The organism is Erythrobacter neustonensis (assembly GCF_001663175.1).
GTDB lineage: Bacteria > Pseudomonadota > Alphaproteobacteria > Sphingomonadales > Sphingomonadaceae > Erythrobacter > Erythrobacter neustonensis.
On sequence record NZ_CP016033.1, the window covers coordinates 2,953,040 to 2,969,511 of the forward strand.

At 64.4% G+C, this 16,472-nt stretch carries 16 protein-coding genes; 6 read left to right on the forward strand and 10 right to left on the reverse strand.

The genetic code is table 11. The features are described from left to right. Nucleotides 1-2 precede the first annotated feature (2 nt). The 6 genes from odhB (at nt 3) to A9D12_RS13740 (ending at nt 7,254) form a co-directional block, all read left to right on the forward strand. Complete coding sequence (gene odhB / locus A9D12_RS13715; protein WP_068352834.1) at nt 3-1,274, forward strand: 2-oxoglutarate dehydrogenase complex dihydrolipoyllysine-residue succinyltransferase; 1,272 nt, start codon at nt 3-5, stop codon at nt 1,272-1,274. A gap of 111 nt (nt 1,275-1,385) precedes the next feature. Beyond that, a complete protein-coding gene (gene lpdA / locus A9D12_RS13720) occupies nt 1,386-2,789 on the forward strand; it encodes a dihydrolipoyl dehydrogenase (protein ID WP_068352837.1) in 1,404 nt (467 codons plus the stop codon). A gap of 38 nt (nt 2,790-2,827) precedes the next feature. Beyond that, nucleotides 2,828-4,462 carry a DUF4403 family protein gene (locus A9D12_RS13725; protein ID WP_156522893.1) on the forward strand — a complete coding sequence of 545 codons (1,635 nt, stop codon included), beginning with the start codon at nt 2,828-2,830 and terminating at the stop codon, nt 4,460-4,462. A gap of 81 nt (nt 4,463-4,543) precedes the next feature. Further along, nucleotides 4,544-5,902 (forward strand): amidase family protein, encoded by a 1,359-nt coding sequence (locus tag A9D12_RS13730; RefSeq protein ID WP_068352840.1) that lies wholly within the window; start codon nt 4,544-4,546, stop codon nt 5,900-5,902. Between the two features lie 24 nt (nt 5,903-5,926). Then, nucleotides 5,927-6,613 carry a PepSY domain-containing protein gene (locus tag A9D12_RS13735; RefSeq protein ID WP_082925571.1) on the forward strand — a complete coding sequence of 229 codons (687 nt, stop codon included), beginning with the start codon at nt 5,927-5,929 and terminating at the stop codon, nt 6,611-6,613. After that, the gene (locus A9D12_RS13740) at nt 6,610-7,254 is read left to right on the forward strand and encodes a trimeric intracellular cation channel family protein (RefSeq protein WP_068352846.1); all 645 of its coding nucleotides are present in this window, start codon (nt 6,610-6,612) and stop codon (nt 7,252-7,254) included. The genes A9D12_RS13735 and A9D12_RS13740 overlap by 4 nt, the downstream gene beginning before the upstream one ends. Before the next feature lie 23 nt (nt 7,255-7,277). Here A9D12_RS13740 and A9D12_RS13745 read toward each other — a convergent pair whose 3' ends face one another. The 10 genes from A9D12_RS13745 to secY form a co-directional block, all read right to left on the reverse strand. Further along, nucleotides 7,278-8,150 (reverse strand): hypothetical protein, encoded by an 873-nt coding sequence (locus A9D12_RS13745; RefSeq protein WP_156522894.1) that lies wholly within the window; start codon nt 8,148-8,150, stop codon nt 7,278-7,280. A 213-nt stretch (nt 8,151-8,363) separates the two neighbouring features. After that, nucleotides 8,364-8,885, reverse strand: coding sequence for a hypothetical protein (locus A9D12_RS13750; protein ID WP_068352851.1), 522 nt, complete (start codon nt 8,883-8,885; stop codon nt 8,364-8,366). Between the two features lie 149 nt (nt 8,886-9,034). Then, nucleotides 9,035-10,459 carry a serine hydrolase domain-containing protein gene (locus tag A9D12_RS13755; protein WP_068352854.1) on the reverse strand — a complete coding sequence of 475 codons (1,425 nt, stop codon included), beginning with the start codon at nt 10,457-10,459 and terminating at the stop codon, nt 9,035-9,037. Between the two features lie 87 nt (nt 10,460-10,546). After that, nucleotides 10,547-10,966 (reverse strand): 50S ribosomal protein L17, encoded by a 420-nt coding sequence (gene rplQ / locus A9D12_RS13760; RefSeq protein WP_068352857.1) that lies wholly within the window; start codon nt 10,964-10,966, stop codon nt 10,547-10,549. Between the two features lie 118 nt (nt 10,967-11,084). Next, complete coding sequence (locus A9D12_RS13765; protein WP_068352860.1) at nt 11,085-12,140, reverse strand: DNA-directed RNA polymerase subunit alpha; 1,056 nt, start codon at nt 12,138-12,140, stop codon at nt 11,085-11,087. 127 nt (nt 12,141-12,267) lie between these two features. Then, the gene (gene rpsK / locus A9D12_RS13770) at nt 12,268-12,657 is read right to left on the reverse strand and encodes a 30S ribosomal protein S11 (protein WP_068352863.1); all 390 of its coding nucleotides are present in this window, start codon (nt 12,655-12,657) and stop codon (nt 12,268-12,270) included. Nucleotides 12,658-12,716: 59 nt separating this feature from the next. After that, nucleotides 12,717-13,085, reverse strand: coding sequence for a 30S ribosomal protein S13 (rpsM, locus tag A9D12_RS13775; RefSeq protein WP_068352866.1), 369 nt, complete (start codon nt 13,083-13,085; stop codon nt 12,717-12,719). Between the two features lie 305 nt (nt 13,086-13,390). Then, entirely contained in the window at nt 13,391-14,161 is a 771-nt protein-coding gene (locus A9D12_RS13780) for a hypothetical protein (protein ID WP_068352869.1), read from the reverse strand. 69 nt (nt 14,162-14,230) lie between these two features. Then, nucleotides 14,231-14,878, reverse strand: a complete 648-nt coding sequence (locus A9D12_RS13785) for an adenylate kinase (RefSeq protein WP_068352871.1) — start codon at nt 14,876-14,878, stop codon at nt 14,231-14,233. A gap of 103 nt (nt 14,879-14,981) precedes the next feature. Beyond that, nucleotides 14,982-16,328 (reverse strand): preprotein translocase subunit SecY, encoded by a 1,347-nt coding sequence (secY, locus tag A9D12_RS13790; RefSeq protein ID WP_068352874.1) that lies wholly within the window; start codon nt 16,326-16,328, stop codon nt 14,982-14,984. Between the last annotated feature and the right edge of the window lie 144 nt (nt 16,329-16,472).

Here is a 16,472-nt window from a genome sequence, read left to right on the forward strand (position 1 = left end):
CCATGGCCACCGAAATCAAAGTCCCCGTCCTCGGCGAATCCGTCACTGAAGGCACGATTGCCGAATGGTTCAAGCAGCCCGGCGAAGCGGTCGCCGCGGACGAGCCGATCTGCAGTCTCGAAACCGACAAGGTCGCGGTCGACGTGCCCTCGCCGGTTGCAGGCGTCATGTCGCAGCACACCGTTGCCGTCGGCGACACGGTCGAAGTGGGCGCGGTGATCGCGATCATCGAAGAGGGTGCTACCGCTGGAGCCGGCGCGGCTCCCGCTTCGGCACCCGCTCCTGCCCCCACCCCTGCCCCTGCCCCTGCACCCGCTGCGGCAAAGGTCGACGCGCCCGCGCCTGCGGTGAGCGAGGATGTTCCCGGTGCAGCCCAGACCATGTCGCCCGCGGTGCGCCGTGCGGTGCTCGAACACGGGGTCGATCCCTCGACCATCAAGGGCACCGGCAAGGACGGCCGCCTGACCAAGGAAGACGTGCTCGCCGCAGCGCAGGCGAAAGCCAAGGGCGGCGCTGCTCCGGCTGCCGCGCCGGCTCAGACCGCAACCGCGGCCCCGGCGCAGACCGGCGGCGCACGCGGTGAAGAACGCGTCAAGATGACCCGCATGCGCCAGACCATCGCCAAGCGTCTGAAGGCTGCGCAGGACAATGCAGCCCTGCTCACCACCTTCAACGATGTCGACATGACCGCAGTCATGGAAGCGCGCGACAAGTACAAGGACCTGTTCGCCAAGAAGCACGACATCCGGCTGGGCTTCATGGGCTTCTTCGCCAAGGCGGCCTGCCTTGCGCTGAAGGACGTGCCGGCGGCCAACGCCTATATCGAAGGCGACGAGATCGTTTATCACGACTATGTCGACATCTCAGTCGCGGTCAGCGCGCCCAACGGCCTTGTGGTCCCCGTGATCCGCGATGCCGACAAGAAGGGCTTTGCCCGGATCGAGCGTGACATCGCCGACTTCGGCAAGCGCGCCAAGGACGGCACGCTCAAGATGGAAGACATGGCCGGCGGCACCTTCACGATCTCGAACGGCGGGGTGTTCGGCAGCCTCATGTCGACCCCGATCATCAACCCCCCGCAGAGCGCGGTGCTGGGCCTCCACCGCATCGAAGACCGGCCGGTTGTGCGGGGCGGCCAGATCGTTATCCGCCCGATGATGTATATCGCATTGAGCTACGACCACCGCCTGATCGACGGGCGGGAAGCAGTGACCGCGCTCAAGATCATCAAGGATGCGATCGAAGATCCCACCCGGATGCTGATCGACCTGTGATTTTTTTGCCGTTAGAGCTTCGCCAGGCGAAGCTGCGCTCTTCCTTTGAGAGCAACGGCCCCCAAGTGAAGGACATTCCTTCGACATGCTCGCAGATGAGCGGAGTTTTTGATGGCTGAGAATTACGACTACGACGTCCTTGTCATCGGTGCCGGTCCCGGCGGCTATGTCGCGGCGATCCGCGCCGCGCAGCTGGGGCTGAAAACCGCCTGCGTCGAAAGCCGCGCGACCCTTGGAGGCACCTGCCTCAATGTCGGGTGCATTCCTTCCAAGGCGCTGCTGCACGGCTCGGAACTGTTCGAGGAAGCCGCAGGCGGCCACTTCGCCACCTGGGGCATCACCGCCACGCCGACGCTCGATCTGGGCAAGATGATGGCCGAAAAGACCAAGGCCGTGGGCGAGCTGACCGGCGGGGTCGAATTCCTGTTCAAGAAGAACAAGGTGACGTGGCTCAAGGGCCATGCCGCTTTCGAGGACGCGCACACCGTCACCGTTGCAGGCGAAAAGGTCACCGCGCGCGATATCGTGATCGCGACAGGATCGAGCGTAACTCCGCTCCCCGGCGTCACGGTCGACAACGCAGGCAAGCGCATCGTCGATTCAACCGGCGCGCTCGATCTTGAGGAAGTGCCCGCACACCTCGTGGTGATCGGCGGCGGCGTGATCGGGCTCGAGCTCGGTTCGGTCTGGCGCCGTCTGGGCGCGAAGGTCACCGTGGTCGAATATCTCGACCAGCTGCTGCCCGGCATGGACGGCGAAGTCCGCAAGGAAGCCGCCAAGATCTTCAAGAAGCAGGGCATGGAAATGATGCTCGGCCACAAGGTTACGGGCGCGAATGTCGATGGCAGCACCGTTACGCTGACGCTCGAACCGGCTGCCGGCGGCGAAGCCAAGACGCTCACCGCAAGCCACGTGCTTGTCGCGATCGGCCGCCGTCCGAACACCGAAGGGCTCGGCCTCGAAAAGGCTGGCTTGTCGCTCAACAACCGCGGCCAGATCGAGATCGACCACGATTTCACCACTGCGGTCCCCAACATCTGGGCGATCGGCGATGTCGTCCCCGGCCCGATGCTCGCCCACAAGGCCGAGGATGAAGGCATCGCGGTGGCCGAGAACATCGCCGGGCTCACCGGCATCGTAAACCACGATGTGATCCCCAGCGTCGTCTACACCGCGCCCGAAATCGCCGGCGTCGGTATCACCGAGGAGCAGGCCAAGGACAAGGGCCTCGCCGTCAAGGTCGGCAAGTTCCCGATGATGGCCAACAGCCGCGCGAAGGCCAACCGTGACACGGACGGTTTCGTCAAGGTGATCGCGGACGCCGAAACCGACCGTGTGGTAGGCGTCTGGATGATCAACTCCCTCGCCGGAACGATGATCGCACAGGCCGCACAGGCGATGGAATTCGGCGCGACCTCGGAAGACATCGCCTATACCTGCCACGCGCACCCCACCCACGCCGAAGCCTTCAAGGAAGCGGCAATGGCGGTAACGGGCAAGCCGATCCACATGTGATCCCCCTGCCGCGCTTCCGCGCAGCAGGAACAGCAAGAGTGCGCGCAGCCACTTGGTTTGCGCGCGCTTTTGCGTTCGGGGTCATGCGCTTTGCCGGAACGGGAACAATCCGGCCCTTCCCCGCTTTTGTCCGCACCGCCCGGCAACATCTGTCACAGGGCGACGAGACAGGGGAAATGCGCGTGGGGCAACAGCGCAAGGTATTGGCCGCGGCTGTCGGCCTGTTGGCATTCGGGCTGGCGGCATGCAACGAAGCGGCGCGGACAAGCGGCTCGGCCCCGCCCCGCGGCGATGATCCGATCGTCTTTCCCAAGGAGCCTTCGCGGATCGCGGTCGATCTGGACGTGGACCTTGCCCAGCTCGAACGCGCGCTCGAAAGCGAAGTCCCGCGCCAGTTGTGGCAGATCAATCGACCGGGCAGCGAATGCATCTCCTCCTCGAAAATCGACATCGGGATCGCCAAGGTCAAATCGCCCAAGATCAAATGCCATATCATCGGCAAGGTCACGCGCGGGCGCATCCGGATCAGTGGCCGGGGCGAGCAGTTGTTCGTGCGTCTGCCGGTCAACGGCACGATCATGGCGCGCGATGTGGCGGGCATCTTCAAGGGCGAAACCGCGACCGGCGCGGCCGAAGTCACGCTTGCGCTCAGGCTCGATCTGCGCCCTGACTGGCGGCTGGGTTCCTCGACCAAACTCGATTACCGCTGGACGCGCGAGCCGGGGATCGACTTCATGGGTCAGCGCATCACCTTCACCAGCCAGGCCGACAAGGAGCTCGCCACGGTCAAGCGCGATGTCGAACGCATCGTCGCGCGCGAATTGGCACGGCTGCCGGTCAAGGTCAGCGCCCGCGAAGGCTGGCGCGAGGCACACGCGGTCTTCGAGCTAAACGAGCGCAATCCTGCGGTCTGGGGCCGTCTGACACCGCAGCAGTTCCGCTATGGCGGCTATGCGGTCGAGGGGCGCAATCTGGTCCTGCGGCTCGGCATGGATGCGATGTTCGAAACCTTTATCGGCATGAAGCCCAAGCCCAGGAAGGCCGGCAATCTGCCCGATCTCGCGCCGCGCGCCAAGACCGAACCCAAGTCGGTGATGCATGTCCCCGTGCTGGCCGATTATGCGGTGCTGGAGCCCGTGCTTGCCAAAGCGCTCGCGAAACGTTCGGCGCGCCCCTTCGTCATTCAGGATTACGGGTCGGTGACGGCGCGGTTCGACAAGATCAAGGTCTATGGCACGGGCAAGGGCCGGATCGCGGTCGGCGCGCAGTTCGATGCGAAATCCGATCTGGCCGCGATCGGCGCGGCCAAGGGACAGATCTGGCTGACCGCGCAGCCACAGAACGATCCGGGTTCGCGCAAGGTTCGCTTTGTCGATGTCGAGGTGACGGGCGATACCGATCTCACCGGCCAATCGCTGCTGTTTGCGCTTGCCAGCGCGCCGGGTTTTCAGGAGGTCATCACCGATGCGCTTGAGCAGAATTTCGAAAACGACTTCAACAAGCTGAAAGCGAAGATAGACCGTGCGCTGGCCGCGCGGCGCGACGGCGGGGCGGACTATTCGATCAGGATCGACAGCGTGGAGACCGGCACGATCACCGCGTACGGCGCTGGCCTCTACATGCCGGTCGACATCACCGGACGCATCGACGCGCGGCTGCGGCGCATAAAATGACCGCCTAACCCGCAAATTTCACGCTGTTGCTTGCCAAGCGCTGCCGTTACACCCTCGGCCCGAGAGACCGAGGGGAGCAGCATGGCCTATCCGCAATTGACCGCCAAAGCCGGCGCGCTCGCCACCGCGCTGGCGATCAGGACGCGCAAGCTCAGCGTGGTCGAAGCGGTCGATGCCGCGATCACCCGCGCGGGCCAGCACGATGCCGAAATCGATGCGATTGCCGTGCCCGATTTTGCCCGCGCATGCGAAACCGCCAAGGCGATGGATGCCGCGCCGCGCAGGCTCGACCAGCCGCTGTTCGGCGTGCCGATGACGATCAAGGAAAGCTTCGATGTGGCGGGGCTTCCGACAACTTGGGGGCACAGCGCCTATCGCAACGAAATCGCGCCGCGCGATGCCTTGCTTGTGCGGCGGCTGAAGGCGGCAGGCGCGATTATCATCGGCAAGACCAATGTGCCGGTCGATCTGACCGACTGGCAAAGCGTGAACCCCGTCTATGGCCGCACGCTCAACCCGCACAACCACGACCGCTCGCCCGGCGGATCGTCGGGCGGCAGCGCGGCCGCAGTGGCAAGCGGGATCGTGCCCTGCGACTATGGCACAGATATCGGCGGATCAGTGCGGTTGCCGGCGCATTTCTGCGGGGTCTGGGGCCACAAGACGACGTGGGGACTGGTGCCCAAGCATGGACACGATCACCCTGCCCAGTCGCGCAGGCCAGACTTCCTCGCCGCCGCCGATGGCCCGTTGTCGATCGCCGGCCCACTCGCGCGCAACGCGCCCGATCTTGCGGTGCTGGTCGAAGTGGGCGCGGATGTCCCGCTGCGCCGCCGCCCCAAACCAATCCGCGAGTGCCGGATGCTGGCTGTCACGCAGCTGCCAGGAGCGGCGTTGGATGGCAGCGTTGCCGGTCCGACCGAGGCGGCGCTTGAAACACTTGCGCGTGCAGGCGTGCGGATCGACAGAAATGTTGCCGCGCTGCCCGACCCGGCGGGGCATTATCGCAGCTATCTCAAGATGATGAATATCGCCATGTCGAACGGCGCCCCCCTGCCCGATGGCCGGCAGGCAAGCGCGGCGGATTGGTTTGCGCTGATGAATGCGCAGGCGACCTGCATGGCGCAGTGGGATGCCCTGTTCGACGATTACGACTTCGTGCTCGCCCCGCCGGCCCCGGTGCTCGCGGTGCCGCATTCGGACAAGCCGGTGTTTCGCGGCACGCTGGCAATCAACGGGCAGGACGAGCCGGGCAGCAGCGGATTGATCTGGTCGGGACTGGCCACCTTCCCCGGCCTCCCCGCAACCGTGCTGCCGATCGGCAGCGGCGACTATCTGGGAGCGGCCCTGCCGTGCGGGATGCAGGTGATCGGCCCGCGCTGGCGCGATCTCGATTGCATCGCCGCTGCCGAGGCAATCGGCCAGATATTGCACTCCTGACCGCCAGCCGTCATGGCGCGCCCCATGAAAATCGTCTCCATGCGCACGTTGGCCAAATGGCATATCTGGCTCGGCTGGTTGGTCGGGGTGCCGATCGTGATGTGGCTCGCGACCGGGCTGTTCATGGTGGCGCGCCCGATCGAGGAGGTGCGCGGCAATCATCTTCGCCGTGATTTGCCTGCTGCCCCGCTGGCGATCCCCGGCAGCGCAATCGCCAGCGCCGATGCCGATCTCAAGGAAATGCGTGTCGTGATGCAGGATGGTCGCCCGGTTGCCATTCTGACGCGGCTGGACGACAGCACCCGGCGGGTCGACTTCGCCACCGGCGCCGCCATCGCGCCGCTGGATGCTGCGGCCGCCCGCGCGATCGTTGCAGAGCGGATCGTCGGCGGCGACCGGCCCGAGCGGGTCACGCTGTTCCCTGCCGATCGCACCCCGTTCGATTTCCGCCGCCCGCTGGCGGTATGGCAGGTCGCCCTGGCCGACGGCACCAATGTCTATGTCGGGCGTGACACGGGCGAAATCGAAGCCGTGCGCACGCGCTGGTGGCGTGCATTCGACTTTGCATGGGGCCTTCACATCATGGATCTGTCCGAGCGTGAGGATACCAGCCACCCGCTTCTGATCCTGTTCGCCGCGCTTTCGCTGACGGGGGCTCTGATAGGGAGCGTGCTGATGTTCCGCCGGCGCAAGGCTCGGCCGGTGCGATGACCCCGACCGTCCTCACCCCGATCCTTGATCTGCTCGACCTTGCGGGCATTGCGCTGTTCGCGCTGTCCGGCGCGGTATTGGCCGCGCGGCTTCGGCAGACGTTCGTGACGATGGCGTTTTTCGCGCTGGTCACGGGTGTGGGCGGCGGGACCGTGCGCGATCTTTTGATCGGGGCGCCGGTGTTCTGGATCAACGATGCCTGGGTTGCCGCCGTGTGCCTCGGCACCGCGCTGATCGCGTGGTTCACGCCGGTCGGCTGGTGGCAGGGCAAAGGCTTCGATTATGCCGATGGCGCAGGCCTTGCTGCCTACGCCCTGCTCGGCAGCGCCAAGGCGCTCGCCTATGGCATTCCCCCGGTCCCGGCCGCGCTGATGGGAGTAATCACGGGCTGCGTCGGCGGCATCATCCGCGATGTCGTCGCGGGCCGCCCTTCGATCATCATGAGCCCCGAATTGTATGTGACGCCCGCCGCGTTGACCGCCGCGCTAAGCGTTGCCGGAATCCTTGCTGCGCCGCATCTCGGTCTTCCCGAACAGGCGGCATGGGGCCTCGCCTTTGCCAGCGGTTTTGCACTGCGCAGCGCGGCCATTCGCTGGGAATGGGGCCTGCCCAGCTACGGTCGCGCGCGCGAAGAGGCGTAAGGCCCCTTCGCGCGCACACCCTTTCACCCGCGATTGTCGTCTCCGGCGTATTCGGGAAGTTCCTCGCCCGGAACAGGCCCACCGGGATAGGCCGGGAGTGCGGACGCATCCGGAGCACTCGAAGAAGTGACGGCGGCCTGATCGGCGCGCAGATAGGCTTCGTTTACCGCAAGATCCGGTCGCACCGATCCACCGACCTGCGCGCGTGCATCGGCATAGTCCTGCGCATCCCACTGCGCATCATCCCCGCCCCGCACCGCGCTGGCAGCAAAGCCATTGCCATAATCTATCGTCTCGATCTGCCCATTATTGCCGATCCGGCAGGAGAACGGTGTGCCGTCATAAAGGGTGCCACCAACTTCCCAACCGCTCGCGGTGCGGCGGGCATCGTCAACCTGGTCGACGCGGACATCGCGTTCGATCCGGTCGACACACATCCCGACCGCATTGTCGAGGCCCGTGGTGCCGACCGCGCGCGCAGGGGCGCGGCGATCATATCGCGTGGTATCGGCGGGATAAGGCGCACCGCGGTAATCGGGATAACGGATGTTGCGGTCGCGCTCGATGACGACAACCTCGCGGTCGCGTTCACGGCGGTTGTTGGCGTTGGCGATCGCGGCGATCCCGCCGATGATCGCGGCACCCAGCAACACATCGCCCGCATCCACGCGGTCGCGCCGCCATCCCCGGCGCCCGCCCCAGCCGCAATTCCAGCGGCAACCCCAATTGGTCACGCCGTTGTCGGGCATCCCTGCCGGCAGATCGAACGCCGCGGAAGGCGCGCCGAGCCGATCGGGAAAAGCGATGGTGGATGAAGCCGCCGAAGCGGGCACCGCGAACAGCGCGCCTCCCGCCAAGGCGCCTGCCAAGAGGCCAGAACGAACAATCAAGGCCATGTTTGCAATCTCCTAGAGACAAACGGGTGCCGCGCCCACCAACGCCGCAATGACGCCATGGCTAAGCGTGCAAGGCTTGCGCTGGGCTGAACCGGATCGGCGGCGCATACAAGACCGCCCCGCCACCCCCTCGAAAGGGAGCGCGGGGCGGATAAGGGTGCGGACCGGCAAAAAAGGCAAACCGGCCCGCAGGCATGATTTCATTGCGCGCTATCAGCGCAGGCCGCGGATCCCGCTGTAATCGATCAGCGGCTGACCCCGGCCATCGAGACGGCAGGTGAAATTGCCGCGATCATTGCGGTTGTAACCACCGCCAACGTCGATCCGGCCCTTCACACGATAGCCATTCCGGGTGCGGTCCACATCGCGCACATCGATTACGTCGGCGTAACGATAGCCGCCGAACCGGCGTGCCTGGTTCTCGGCCGCGCGGACGCAGCGATCGACAGCGGTGCGCGGGCTGACACCCCAGCCGCCTCGATCATAGCGGTCGCCGCGATAATTGCGATCGTCCCAGCCGCGTCCACGGTCATTGTCGAACGCGCCTGCCAGCGCGGCAATCCCGCCGATCACCACGGCGCCGGCGATGATCTCGCCTGCGTCGATCCCGTCACGGTCGCGATATTGCGCCTGTGCAGGGGTGGCGGCAGCAGCAGTCATCGCCACAGCAGCGACCGCGCCAAGCGAAAGCCGGGCCAATTTGCCGGAGGCCAGCCGGTTGGTCATGGTGGTCATCGAAGCATTCCTCGTCTGGCACCGCGGGCGAAATTGTCTGCGGCGTCTGGGATGCTTTTGCGCGATTCGTACTGTGGCGAAGCTGAATTGCGGTGACAGGCTTCGTTAAGTTTATAACACCCTTTTGTGAATGTCCGCGCGCAACGCGGTCACTTCGGCAAATGTGCGAGCACATCCCGGGTGAAGGCGGCGATGTCGAAACCGGAACCGGCGGGGTCTTCGCCGCGGCGGACGATCACCACCTCCCGGCTCGGCACGATCACCACATATTGCCCGCGGTTGCCGATCGCCGCAAAGGTATCGGCCGGAACGCCTGCCTCCTTGGTGAGCAGCCAGAACCCTGCCCCGTATCCGAAAGTGCCCGTGCCCGGCTGCGGACCGCTGGGGGTCGTGACGTAAGTGACCCAGCCTTCGGGGAGCACGCGCTCGCCTGAGGATAGCACACCATCGTTCAGGTAAAGCTGGCCGAAGCGGATCAGATCCATCGTGCTGGCCCAGACCTGGCTCGAAAGAACATAATCGCCATGAAAATCGGTTTCGGCGACGGTGTCGCTCATTCCGGCCTTGGCGAAAAACTCCTCCGGCGGATGCTCGTCGAAGCTATAGGCAATCGCTTTCACCGCCGTCAGCGTGTCATTGTTGGCATAGCGGAACACCGAACCCGGTTCATGAACCAGCGGCCAGTGAAGCGCGCTCTCCTCCACCGATGCGCCGCCGAAATACAATGCATCGGTGCGGTTGCCCGGCGTATCGGAGTAGCGCCCCGATGCCATCCGCAACAGGTGATCCATCGCGATCGCGCGGCGCGGGTCACCCTCGCCGCGGTCCCACCCCAAGATCGGCAGCGGCGGAGCAGTGATTGCACCATGCGTTCGGGTCACGATTGCGTTGGCTCCGCGATGTTCGGTGACGCCGACCAGTGTTGCCGCAATGCTTTTGGCCACCGACCAGGTTCGCTGCGGCGTAAAGGGGCTGAAACCATCCGCAAAGCGCCAGTCCCAGCCATCCTTGCCCCAATTGACCGAAACCGCCGTCGTGCGCGTGCCCTTGCCATAGGCGCCGCTCATCGCTGCTTCCAGAACCGCTGTGACCTTGCCGGGGCGAGGTGTGTGCCAGTGGACGATCTTCTCGCGCGGTGCAGATGGCGCGGGTTCTTCGATCGCATCCTCGGTCATGCCGATCGGGCCAAGCGAGCATCCGCCGCGTGCGCGTTGGAATGCGATACGCGGCGGCATGTCCGGTGCCCATTCGACCGCAACATGGCGGATGGGCCGCGTGCCGCCGGGCCAGCGCGTGATGGCATAGGGCAGCGTTTCGGCAATCGCATCGAGCGGCTTCTGGATGCCTTGCAGTTCATATGCGAGCACGCTGGCTTCGCTGCGTTCACCCGCGCCGCTGCGCTCGGCGCTTGCGATCGCGCCGCACAGCATCAGCGCCTTGTATCCTGCGGCGAGCGCGCGGTCGTATCGGGCGCCGAACACCTCCTGCTCGCTTTGCGCTGCAACAGGAAGTCCAGCGGTTGCCAGAGCCACACAAACAATGATCGGGGCGGCAGCAAAGGGGGTGCGGATCATGGCGCGCAGCCTACCCCGCGCGGCGCAAAAGAAAAGGGCCGCCGGATTGCTCCGCACGGCCCTTGATCCTGTTCGAAAAGCGAAGCCTTATGCGTCTTCGTTTTCTTCTTCGGTCAGCACCGGACCGCTGTCCTTGCCGCGTTCGCTTTCGTCGCGGTCGACCAGCTCGATGATCGCCATCTGCACCGCGTCACCCGCGCGCACGCCGGCGCGCAGAACGCGGGTGTAGCCGCCTTCGCGATCCGAATAACGATCGGCCAGCACTTCGAACAGCTTCTTGAGCTGCGCTTCGTCACCCAGACGGCTCATCGCGAGACGACGGTTCGAAAGGCCGCCGCGCTTGGCCAGCGAGATCAGCTTTTCGACGTAGGGGCGCAGTTCCTTGGCCTTGGGCAGCGTGGTCTTGATCTGCTCGTGCTTGATCAGCGCGGCTGCCATGTTGCGCAGCAGCGCATGGCGGTGGCCGGTCTTGCGGCCAAGCTTGCGGCCCGAAATACCATGACGCATTGTATCATTCCTTCGTTCGTAGGGAGCCCGTGCAAGGTAACTCCATCCCGGTGGCCATCAGGGCCGCCACCTTCGCCCTTGGAAGAAGCCCCCGCTCTCGCGAGGGCTTCCGAATTCATCAGCCCAGCAGTTCCTGCTCGAGCTTCTTGGCCATCTCTTCGATGTTCTCGGGCGGCCAGCCCGGGATGTCCATGCCGAGGCGCAGACCCATGGACGAGAGCACTTCCTTGATCTCGTTCAAGGACTTGCGGCCGAAGTTCGGCGTGCGCAGCATCTCGGCTTCGGTCTTCTGGACCAGATCGCCGATATAGATGATGTTGTCGTTCTTGAGGCAGTTGGCCGAACGCACCGACAGTTCCAGCTCGTCGACCTTCTTGAGGAGGTAACGGTTGAGCTGGTTGGCGTCGCTTTCCTCCGGCTGCACCGCATGGCCGATCATCTGGCCGACCGGCTGCGGGATACCGTCTTCGAAGTGGACGAACAGCGTCAGCTGGTCCTGCAGAATGCGCGCGGCATAGGCCACGGCATCTTCAGGGGTGACGGTGCCATCGGTTTCGACAGTCAGCGAGAGCTTGTCGTAGTCGAGTTCCTGCCCGACGCGGGCATTCTCGACCTTGTAGCTCACCTGACGGACGGGCGAATAGAGCGAGTCAACCGGGATCAGCCCGATCGGCGCATCGACCGGACGGTTCTGCACGGCGGGGCTGTAGCCCTTGCCGGTGTCCGCGGTCAGTTCCATGTTCAGCGTCGCGCCGTCATCGAGGTGGCAGATGACAAGATCCTTGTTCATCACTTCGATGTCGCCGGTCACGGCAATATCGCCGGCACGGACTTCGCCCGGGCCGGTCGCCGAAAGCTGCAGACGCTTGGGGCCTTCGCCTTCCATCTTGAGCGCGATCTGCTTCACGTTGAGCACGATGTCGGTGACATCTTCCCGCACGCCAGCAAGGCTGGAGAATTCGTGGAGCACGTTTTCGATCTTGATCGAAGTGATCGCGGCGCCCTGAAGGCTGGAGAGCAGCACACGGCGCAGCGCATTGCCGAGCGTCAGACCGAAGCCACGCTCGAGCGGTTCGGCCACGAAAGTCGTCTTGCGCTGACGATCGCCGCCATCCTTGATTTCCAGGGAGTTGGGTTTCTTGAGTTCCTGCCAGTTCTTGGTGTTGACGGACATGGATTTCCCCTAATTCGCCTTGCGGGCGGTTCAAACTTGGGCAGGCCTGATGCAGGGGCGGCAAGCGCGCGGCATCAGACCCGATCGGGCGGCGGGAGCGGTGCTGCGCCCCCGCCGTCCCGGCGGATCAGACGCGGCGACGCTTGGAAGGGCGCACGCCGTTGTGCGGGATCGGCGTAACATCGCGGATCGAGGTAATGTTGAAACCGACAGCTGCAAGACCCCGCAGCGCGCTTTCGCGGCCCGAACCCGGGCCCTTGACTTCGACTTCGAGGGTGCGGACGCCGTGCTCGGCGGCCTTCTTGCCCGCATCGTCGGCTGCGACCTGCGCAGCATAGGGGGTCGACTTGCGGCTGCCCTTGAAGCCCATCATGCCGGCGGACGACCACGAGATGGCGTTGCCCTGCGCGTCGGTGATGGTGATCATGGTGTTATTGAAGCTGGCGTTGATGTGCGCAACACCGCTGCTGATATTCTTCTTGTCACGGCGCCGAATACGGCCTGGTTCGCGTGCCATTTGTGATAATCCTTTAAGCTCGTCAGAAGGAAAAAGCGTTCAAGCGTGAAGCTTGATGCTTACTTCTTCTTGCCCGCGATGGGCTTGGCCTTGCCCTTGCGGGTACGGGCGTTGGTGTGGGTGCGCTGACCACGAACGGGCAGGCCGCTGCGGTGACGCAGGCCACGATAGGCGCGCAGATCCATCAGACGCTTGATGTTCATCGCGGTCTGGCGACGAAGATCGCCTTCCACGGTGAAATCGGCGTCGATGGCTTCACGAACGCGCAGGATCTCTTCGTCCGAGAGGTCTTGGATGCGCGCGCTGTGCGCGATGCCGAGCTTGTCAGCGATCTGGACGGCGGTGGTACGACCGATACCGTGAATGTAGGTCAGCGCGATGATAACGCGCTTGTTGGTGGGGATATTGACCCCGGCAATACGAGCCACTTATTTCTCCATGCTCCACAGGGGCCAACGACCGGTTTTGGCCACCCCTATCTCAACGCTCATTCATCTTCATGTCCGCCCGCCGGAAGCAGAAAGGCGTGCCACCTGCCACAAACGGCAAAAGTCCGGTCGGCACGCGCTTTGGCGTTGCCTGCCGAACTCCCTTCGAACATGTCGAATGAGGGGCGCGCATAGGATGATTCGCCCGAGCCGTCAACCGCAAGGCCGCATTGCTTCGCACGTGGGATGGCAGGGGCGAGCGAAGCCCATGGACACCCCTCGCCCTGCCCCTGTCCCTGCCCGGCTCAATCGCGGGGCGTGTTCCCGAGATCGCCAAAGGCATCGTCAACCGCTGTGGGTTTGGGCGACGGCTTGGCTGTTGGCTTGGGCGCCGGGGTCGCAGCCGGCACTTTGGGCGGTGGAACCGCGCTGCGCGGCGACGCGGGCGGGACAGCATCGCTCTTCGCCGCATCACCGGACGGAGATGCTGCAACTGGCTCCGCGGCCGAAGCGGCGACGACCCCCAGCGGCTTTGCCAGAGCCGCAATCTGTGCGGCCATCACGCCATCGACAGCCTTGGCGATCACCGGGACTTCGTAGCGCATCGCCCCGCCGACATTGTATTCGAAGACGATCCGCGTGCCCGCCGCGACCTTGCTGATGGCAATCGTCAGCACGCCGTTGACCGGTTCGCTCTGGAGCGGACCGAGGCTGCCGAGCATCCGCAATGCGGATTCGGGATAGGCCTGCACGACCCGCATATGTTCAACGCTTCCCTGAAGGGTGATGCGCCCCGGCTCATCGACCTCGGGGATCGTTTCGCAAAAGCAGCCACCCGCCTGCGGCGTCAGGGTCAGGTTCTTGGCATCCCCAGACCACGTGTGCGCTGATTGCCACCACGTCGCGGGGCTGATGAGCGCGAGCCACACCTCCTTGGTGCTGGCATCGACCACGACCTCGTTGCGCGAAACGAAGCTGTTTTCGGTGGTGCGGGTGACTTCTGCTGCGAGCGGCGCGGCAATGCACGTGGCTGCGGCAATAAGCGCGGCAGGCCAAGCAGGAGATACGCGCTTCATCCAGATATCCTTGCCTGTGTTCGACCGGGTGACGCTATCGCACAATCCCGGCCCGGCGCAAGCAGGCGCTCAGCTCGCGAGGATTGCGTCGATCTGCCTCGCCACGGTGTCGATCGGGCCCATCCCGTCGATCCGCGTCACGATCCCGCGCGCTTCGTATCCCGGCAGGATCGGCGCGGTCTTGGCGCGATATTCGGCCATGCGGGTGCGCACCGTCTCCTCGTTATCGTCAGGGCGGCGCTTGAACTCAGTGCTCCCGCAGGTATCGCACACACCCGGGTTCCTGGGCGGATTGGCGGTATCGTGATAAAGCGCGCCGCAATTGCCGCAGGAAAAGCGACCCGTGATCCGCTCGACCAGCGCATCTTCGTCGACTTCCAGCTCGATCACATGCGCGAGGCTGCGACCATTGCGGGCGAGAATATCGTCAAGCGCTTCGGCCTGCGCCGCGGTGCGCGGATAACCGTCGAAGATTGCGCCGGTTTCCGGCGTCATTGCGGCCAGCTCGGCATCGATCAGGTCCGAGACGATCTCGTCCGAAACAAGTTCGCCGCGCTCCATGACTTCCTTGGCGCGCAGGCCCACCGGCGTTCCCGCCTTGACTGCGGCACGCAGCATGTCGCCGGTCGAAAGCTGGCGCATGCCGTGCCGTTCGACCAGACCTGCACTTTGCGTTCCCTTGCCCGCGCCGGGAGGGCCAAGAAGAATGATGTTCACGAACCGTCCCCCATAGCGTCCGGGACGATCTGCCCGGAGCGCGTGTTCTTGCAAGTGGGTTCGACCAAGCCTCGCGCTGCGTCAACCCGACTCATGTCGGATATCAGCGCATCCGACCCTTGAGCTTGGCCTTCTTGATGAGATCGCCGTATTGCAGCGCCAAAAGGTGCGACTGAATCTGGCTGATGGTGTCCACGGTAACGTTGACGACGATCAGCAGCGATGTTCCGCCGAGGAACAAGGGCACTCCGGTCTGCGCGATCACGTATTCGGGCAGCACACATACCAGCGTGAGATAGGCAGCACCGATCACCGTGATGCGCGTCAGCACATATTCGAGGTAATCCGCAGTGCGCTTGCCCGGACGGATGCCGGGGATCGATCCGCCGTTCTTCTTGAGATTGTCCGCAGTCTCTTCAGGGTTGAACACGACAGCGGTGTAGAAGAAGCAGAAGAAGATGATCCCGATCGCATACAGCGTCATGTAGAGCGGCTGTCCGTGCTGCAGATACTGGTTCATCGTCTGGAGCACCGAATAGGCACTGCTACCGGAATCGATCGAACTGCCGACAAGGTTGGTGATCGTCAGCGGCAACAGCAGCAGCGAGCTTGCGAAAATCGGCGGGATCACGCCCGCGGTGTTGATCTTGAGCGGAAGATACGAACGCTCGGCCTGCATCATGCCGCGCTGCGTTGCGCGCTTGGGATACTGGATCGTCAGGCGGCGCTGCGCACGCTCCATGAAGGCGATCAGCAGGATCAGCGCGATCACCATGACGATGAAGCCAATGATGACGATCGACGAGATCGCGCCGGTGCGCCCGCCTTCGAACAGCGCCACGATGAAGTTCGGGAACTGCGCGACGATACCCGCCATGATGATCAGCGAAACGCCGTTGCCGATCCCGCGGCTCGTGATCTGCTCACCCAGCCACAGCAGGAACATGGTTCCGCCGGTCACGTTGATGATCGTCGAGGCATAGAACAGCCAGCTGGTGTCGACGGCAAAGCCCTGCGCCACCGCATTGTGCGCAACCGCATAACCCTGCACGATGCACAGCAGCACCGCGCCGTAACGCGTGTACTGGTTGAGCTTCTGCCGCCCGCTTGCGCCGTCCTTCTTGAGCGCGGCGAGTGTCGGGTGCAGTGCCGAAGCCATCTGCACCACGATCGATGCGGTAATATAGGGCATGATGCCTACCGCGATCAGGCTCATGCGCTCGAGCGCGCCGCCCGAGAATGTGTTGAAGAGATCGAGGATCGTGCCCGAGGCACGGCTGTTGAACGCGGCCAGCGCGACCGGGTCGATCCCGGGCAGCGGCACGAAGCTCAGGAACCGGAAGACAATCAGCGCTCCGATCGTGAACCAGATCCGCTGCTTGAGCTCTGTCGCCTTGGCAAAATTGCCGAGGTTCAGGTTGCTCGCGATATTGTCGGCGCGTGATGCCATGTCGTTATGTCGATCCTAGCTCGCAGTGCGAAGGCGACCGCCAATGGCTGCCCTCGCCCACCTCGTCAACGCACCGATGACCTCACCTTGACTCTCGATCGGGAGAGCCGGGCCGGCGCGCGAGAGCGTAAATAGGGAGCGCGG

Excerpts from the sequence above, each read along its gene's own strand:
- A9D12_RS13730 (WP_068352840.1), top strand. The coding sequence starts at position 4,544 with ATGGCCTATCCGCAATTGACCGCCAAAGCCGGCGCGCTCGCCACCGCG.
- rpsK (WP_068352863.1), bottom strand. The coding sequence starts at position 12,657 with ATGGCACGCGAACCAGGCCGTATTCGGCGCCGTGACAAGAAGAATATC.
- odhB (WP_068352834.1), top strand. The coding sequence starts at position 3 with ATGGCCACCGAAATCAAAGTCCCCGTCCTCGGCGAATCCGTCACTGAA.
- A9D12_RS13750 (WP_068352851.1), bottom strand. The coding sequence starts at position 8,885 with ATGACCACCATGACCAACCGGCTGGCCTCCGGCAAATTGGCCCGGCTT.
- A9D12_RS13755 (WP_068352854.1), bottom strand. The coding sequence starts at position 10,459 with ATGATCCGCACCCCCTTTGCTGCCGCCCCGATCATTGTTTGTGTGGCT.
- A9D12_RS13780 (WP_068352869.1), bottom strand. The coding sequence starts at position 14,161 with ATGAAGCGCGTATCTCCTGCTTGGCCTGCCGCGCTTATTGCCGCAGCC.
- A9D12_RS13735 (WP_082925571.1), top strand. The coding sequence starts at position 5,927 with ATGAAAATCGTCTCCATGCGCACGTTGGCCAAATGGCATATCTGGCTC.
- A9D12_RS13740 (WP_068352846.1), top strand. The coding sequence starts at position 6,610 with ATGACCCCGACCGTCCTCACCCCGATCCTTGATCTGCTCGACCTTGCG.
- rplQ (WP_068352857.1), bottom strand. The coding sequence starts at position 10,966 with ATGCGTCATGGTATTTCGGGCCGCAAGCTTGGCCGCAAGACCGGCCAC.
- A9D12_RS13745 (WP_156522894.1), bottom strand. The coding sequence starts at position 8,150 with ATGGCCTTGATTGTTCGTTCTGGCCTCTTGGCAGGCGCCTTGGCGGGA.
- A9D12_RS13765 (WP_068352860.1), bottom strand. The coding sequence starts at position 12,140 with ATGTCCGTCAACACCAAGAACTGGCAGGAACTCAAGAAACCCAACTCC.
- lpdA (WP_068352837.1), top strand. The coding sequence starts at position 1,386 with ATGGCTGAGAATTACGACTACGACGTCCTTGTCATCGGTGCCGGTCCC.
- secY (WP_068352874.1), bottom strand. The coding sequence starts at position 16,328 with ATGGCATCACGCGCCGACAATATCGCGAGCAACCTGAACCTCGGCAAT.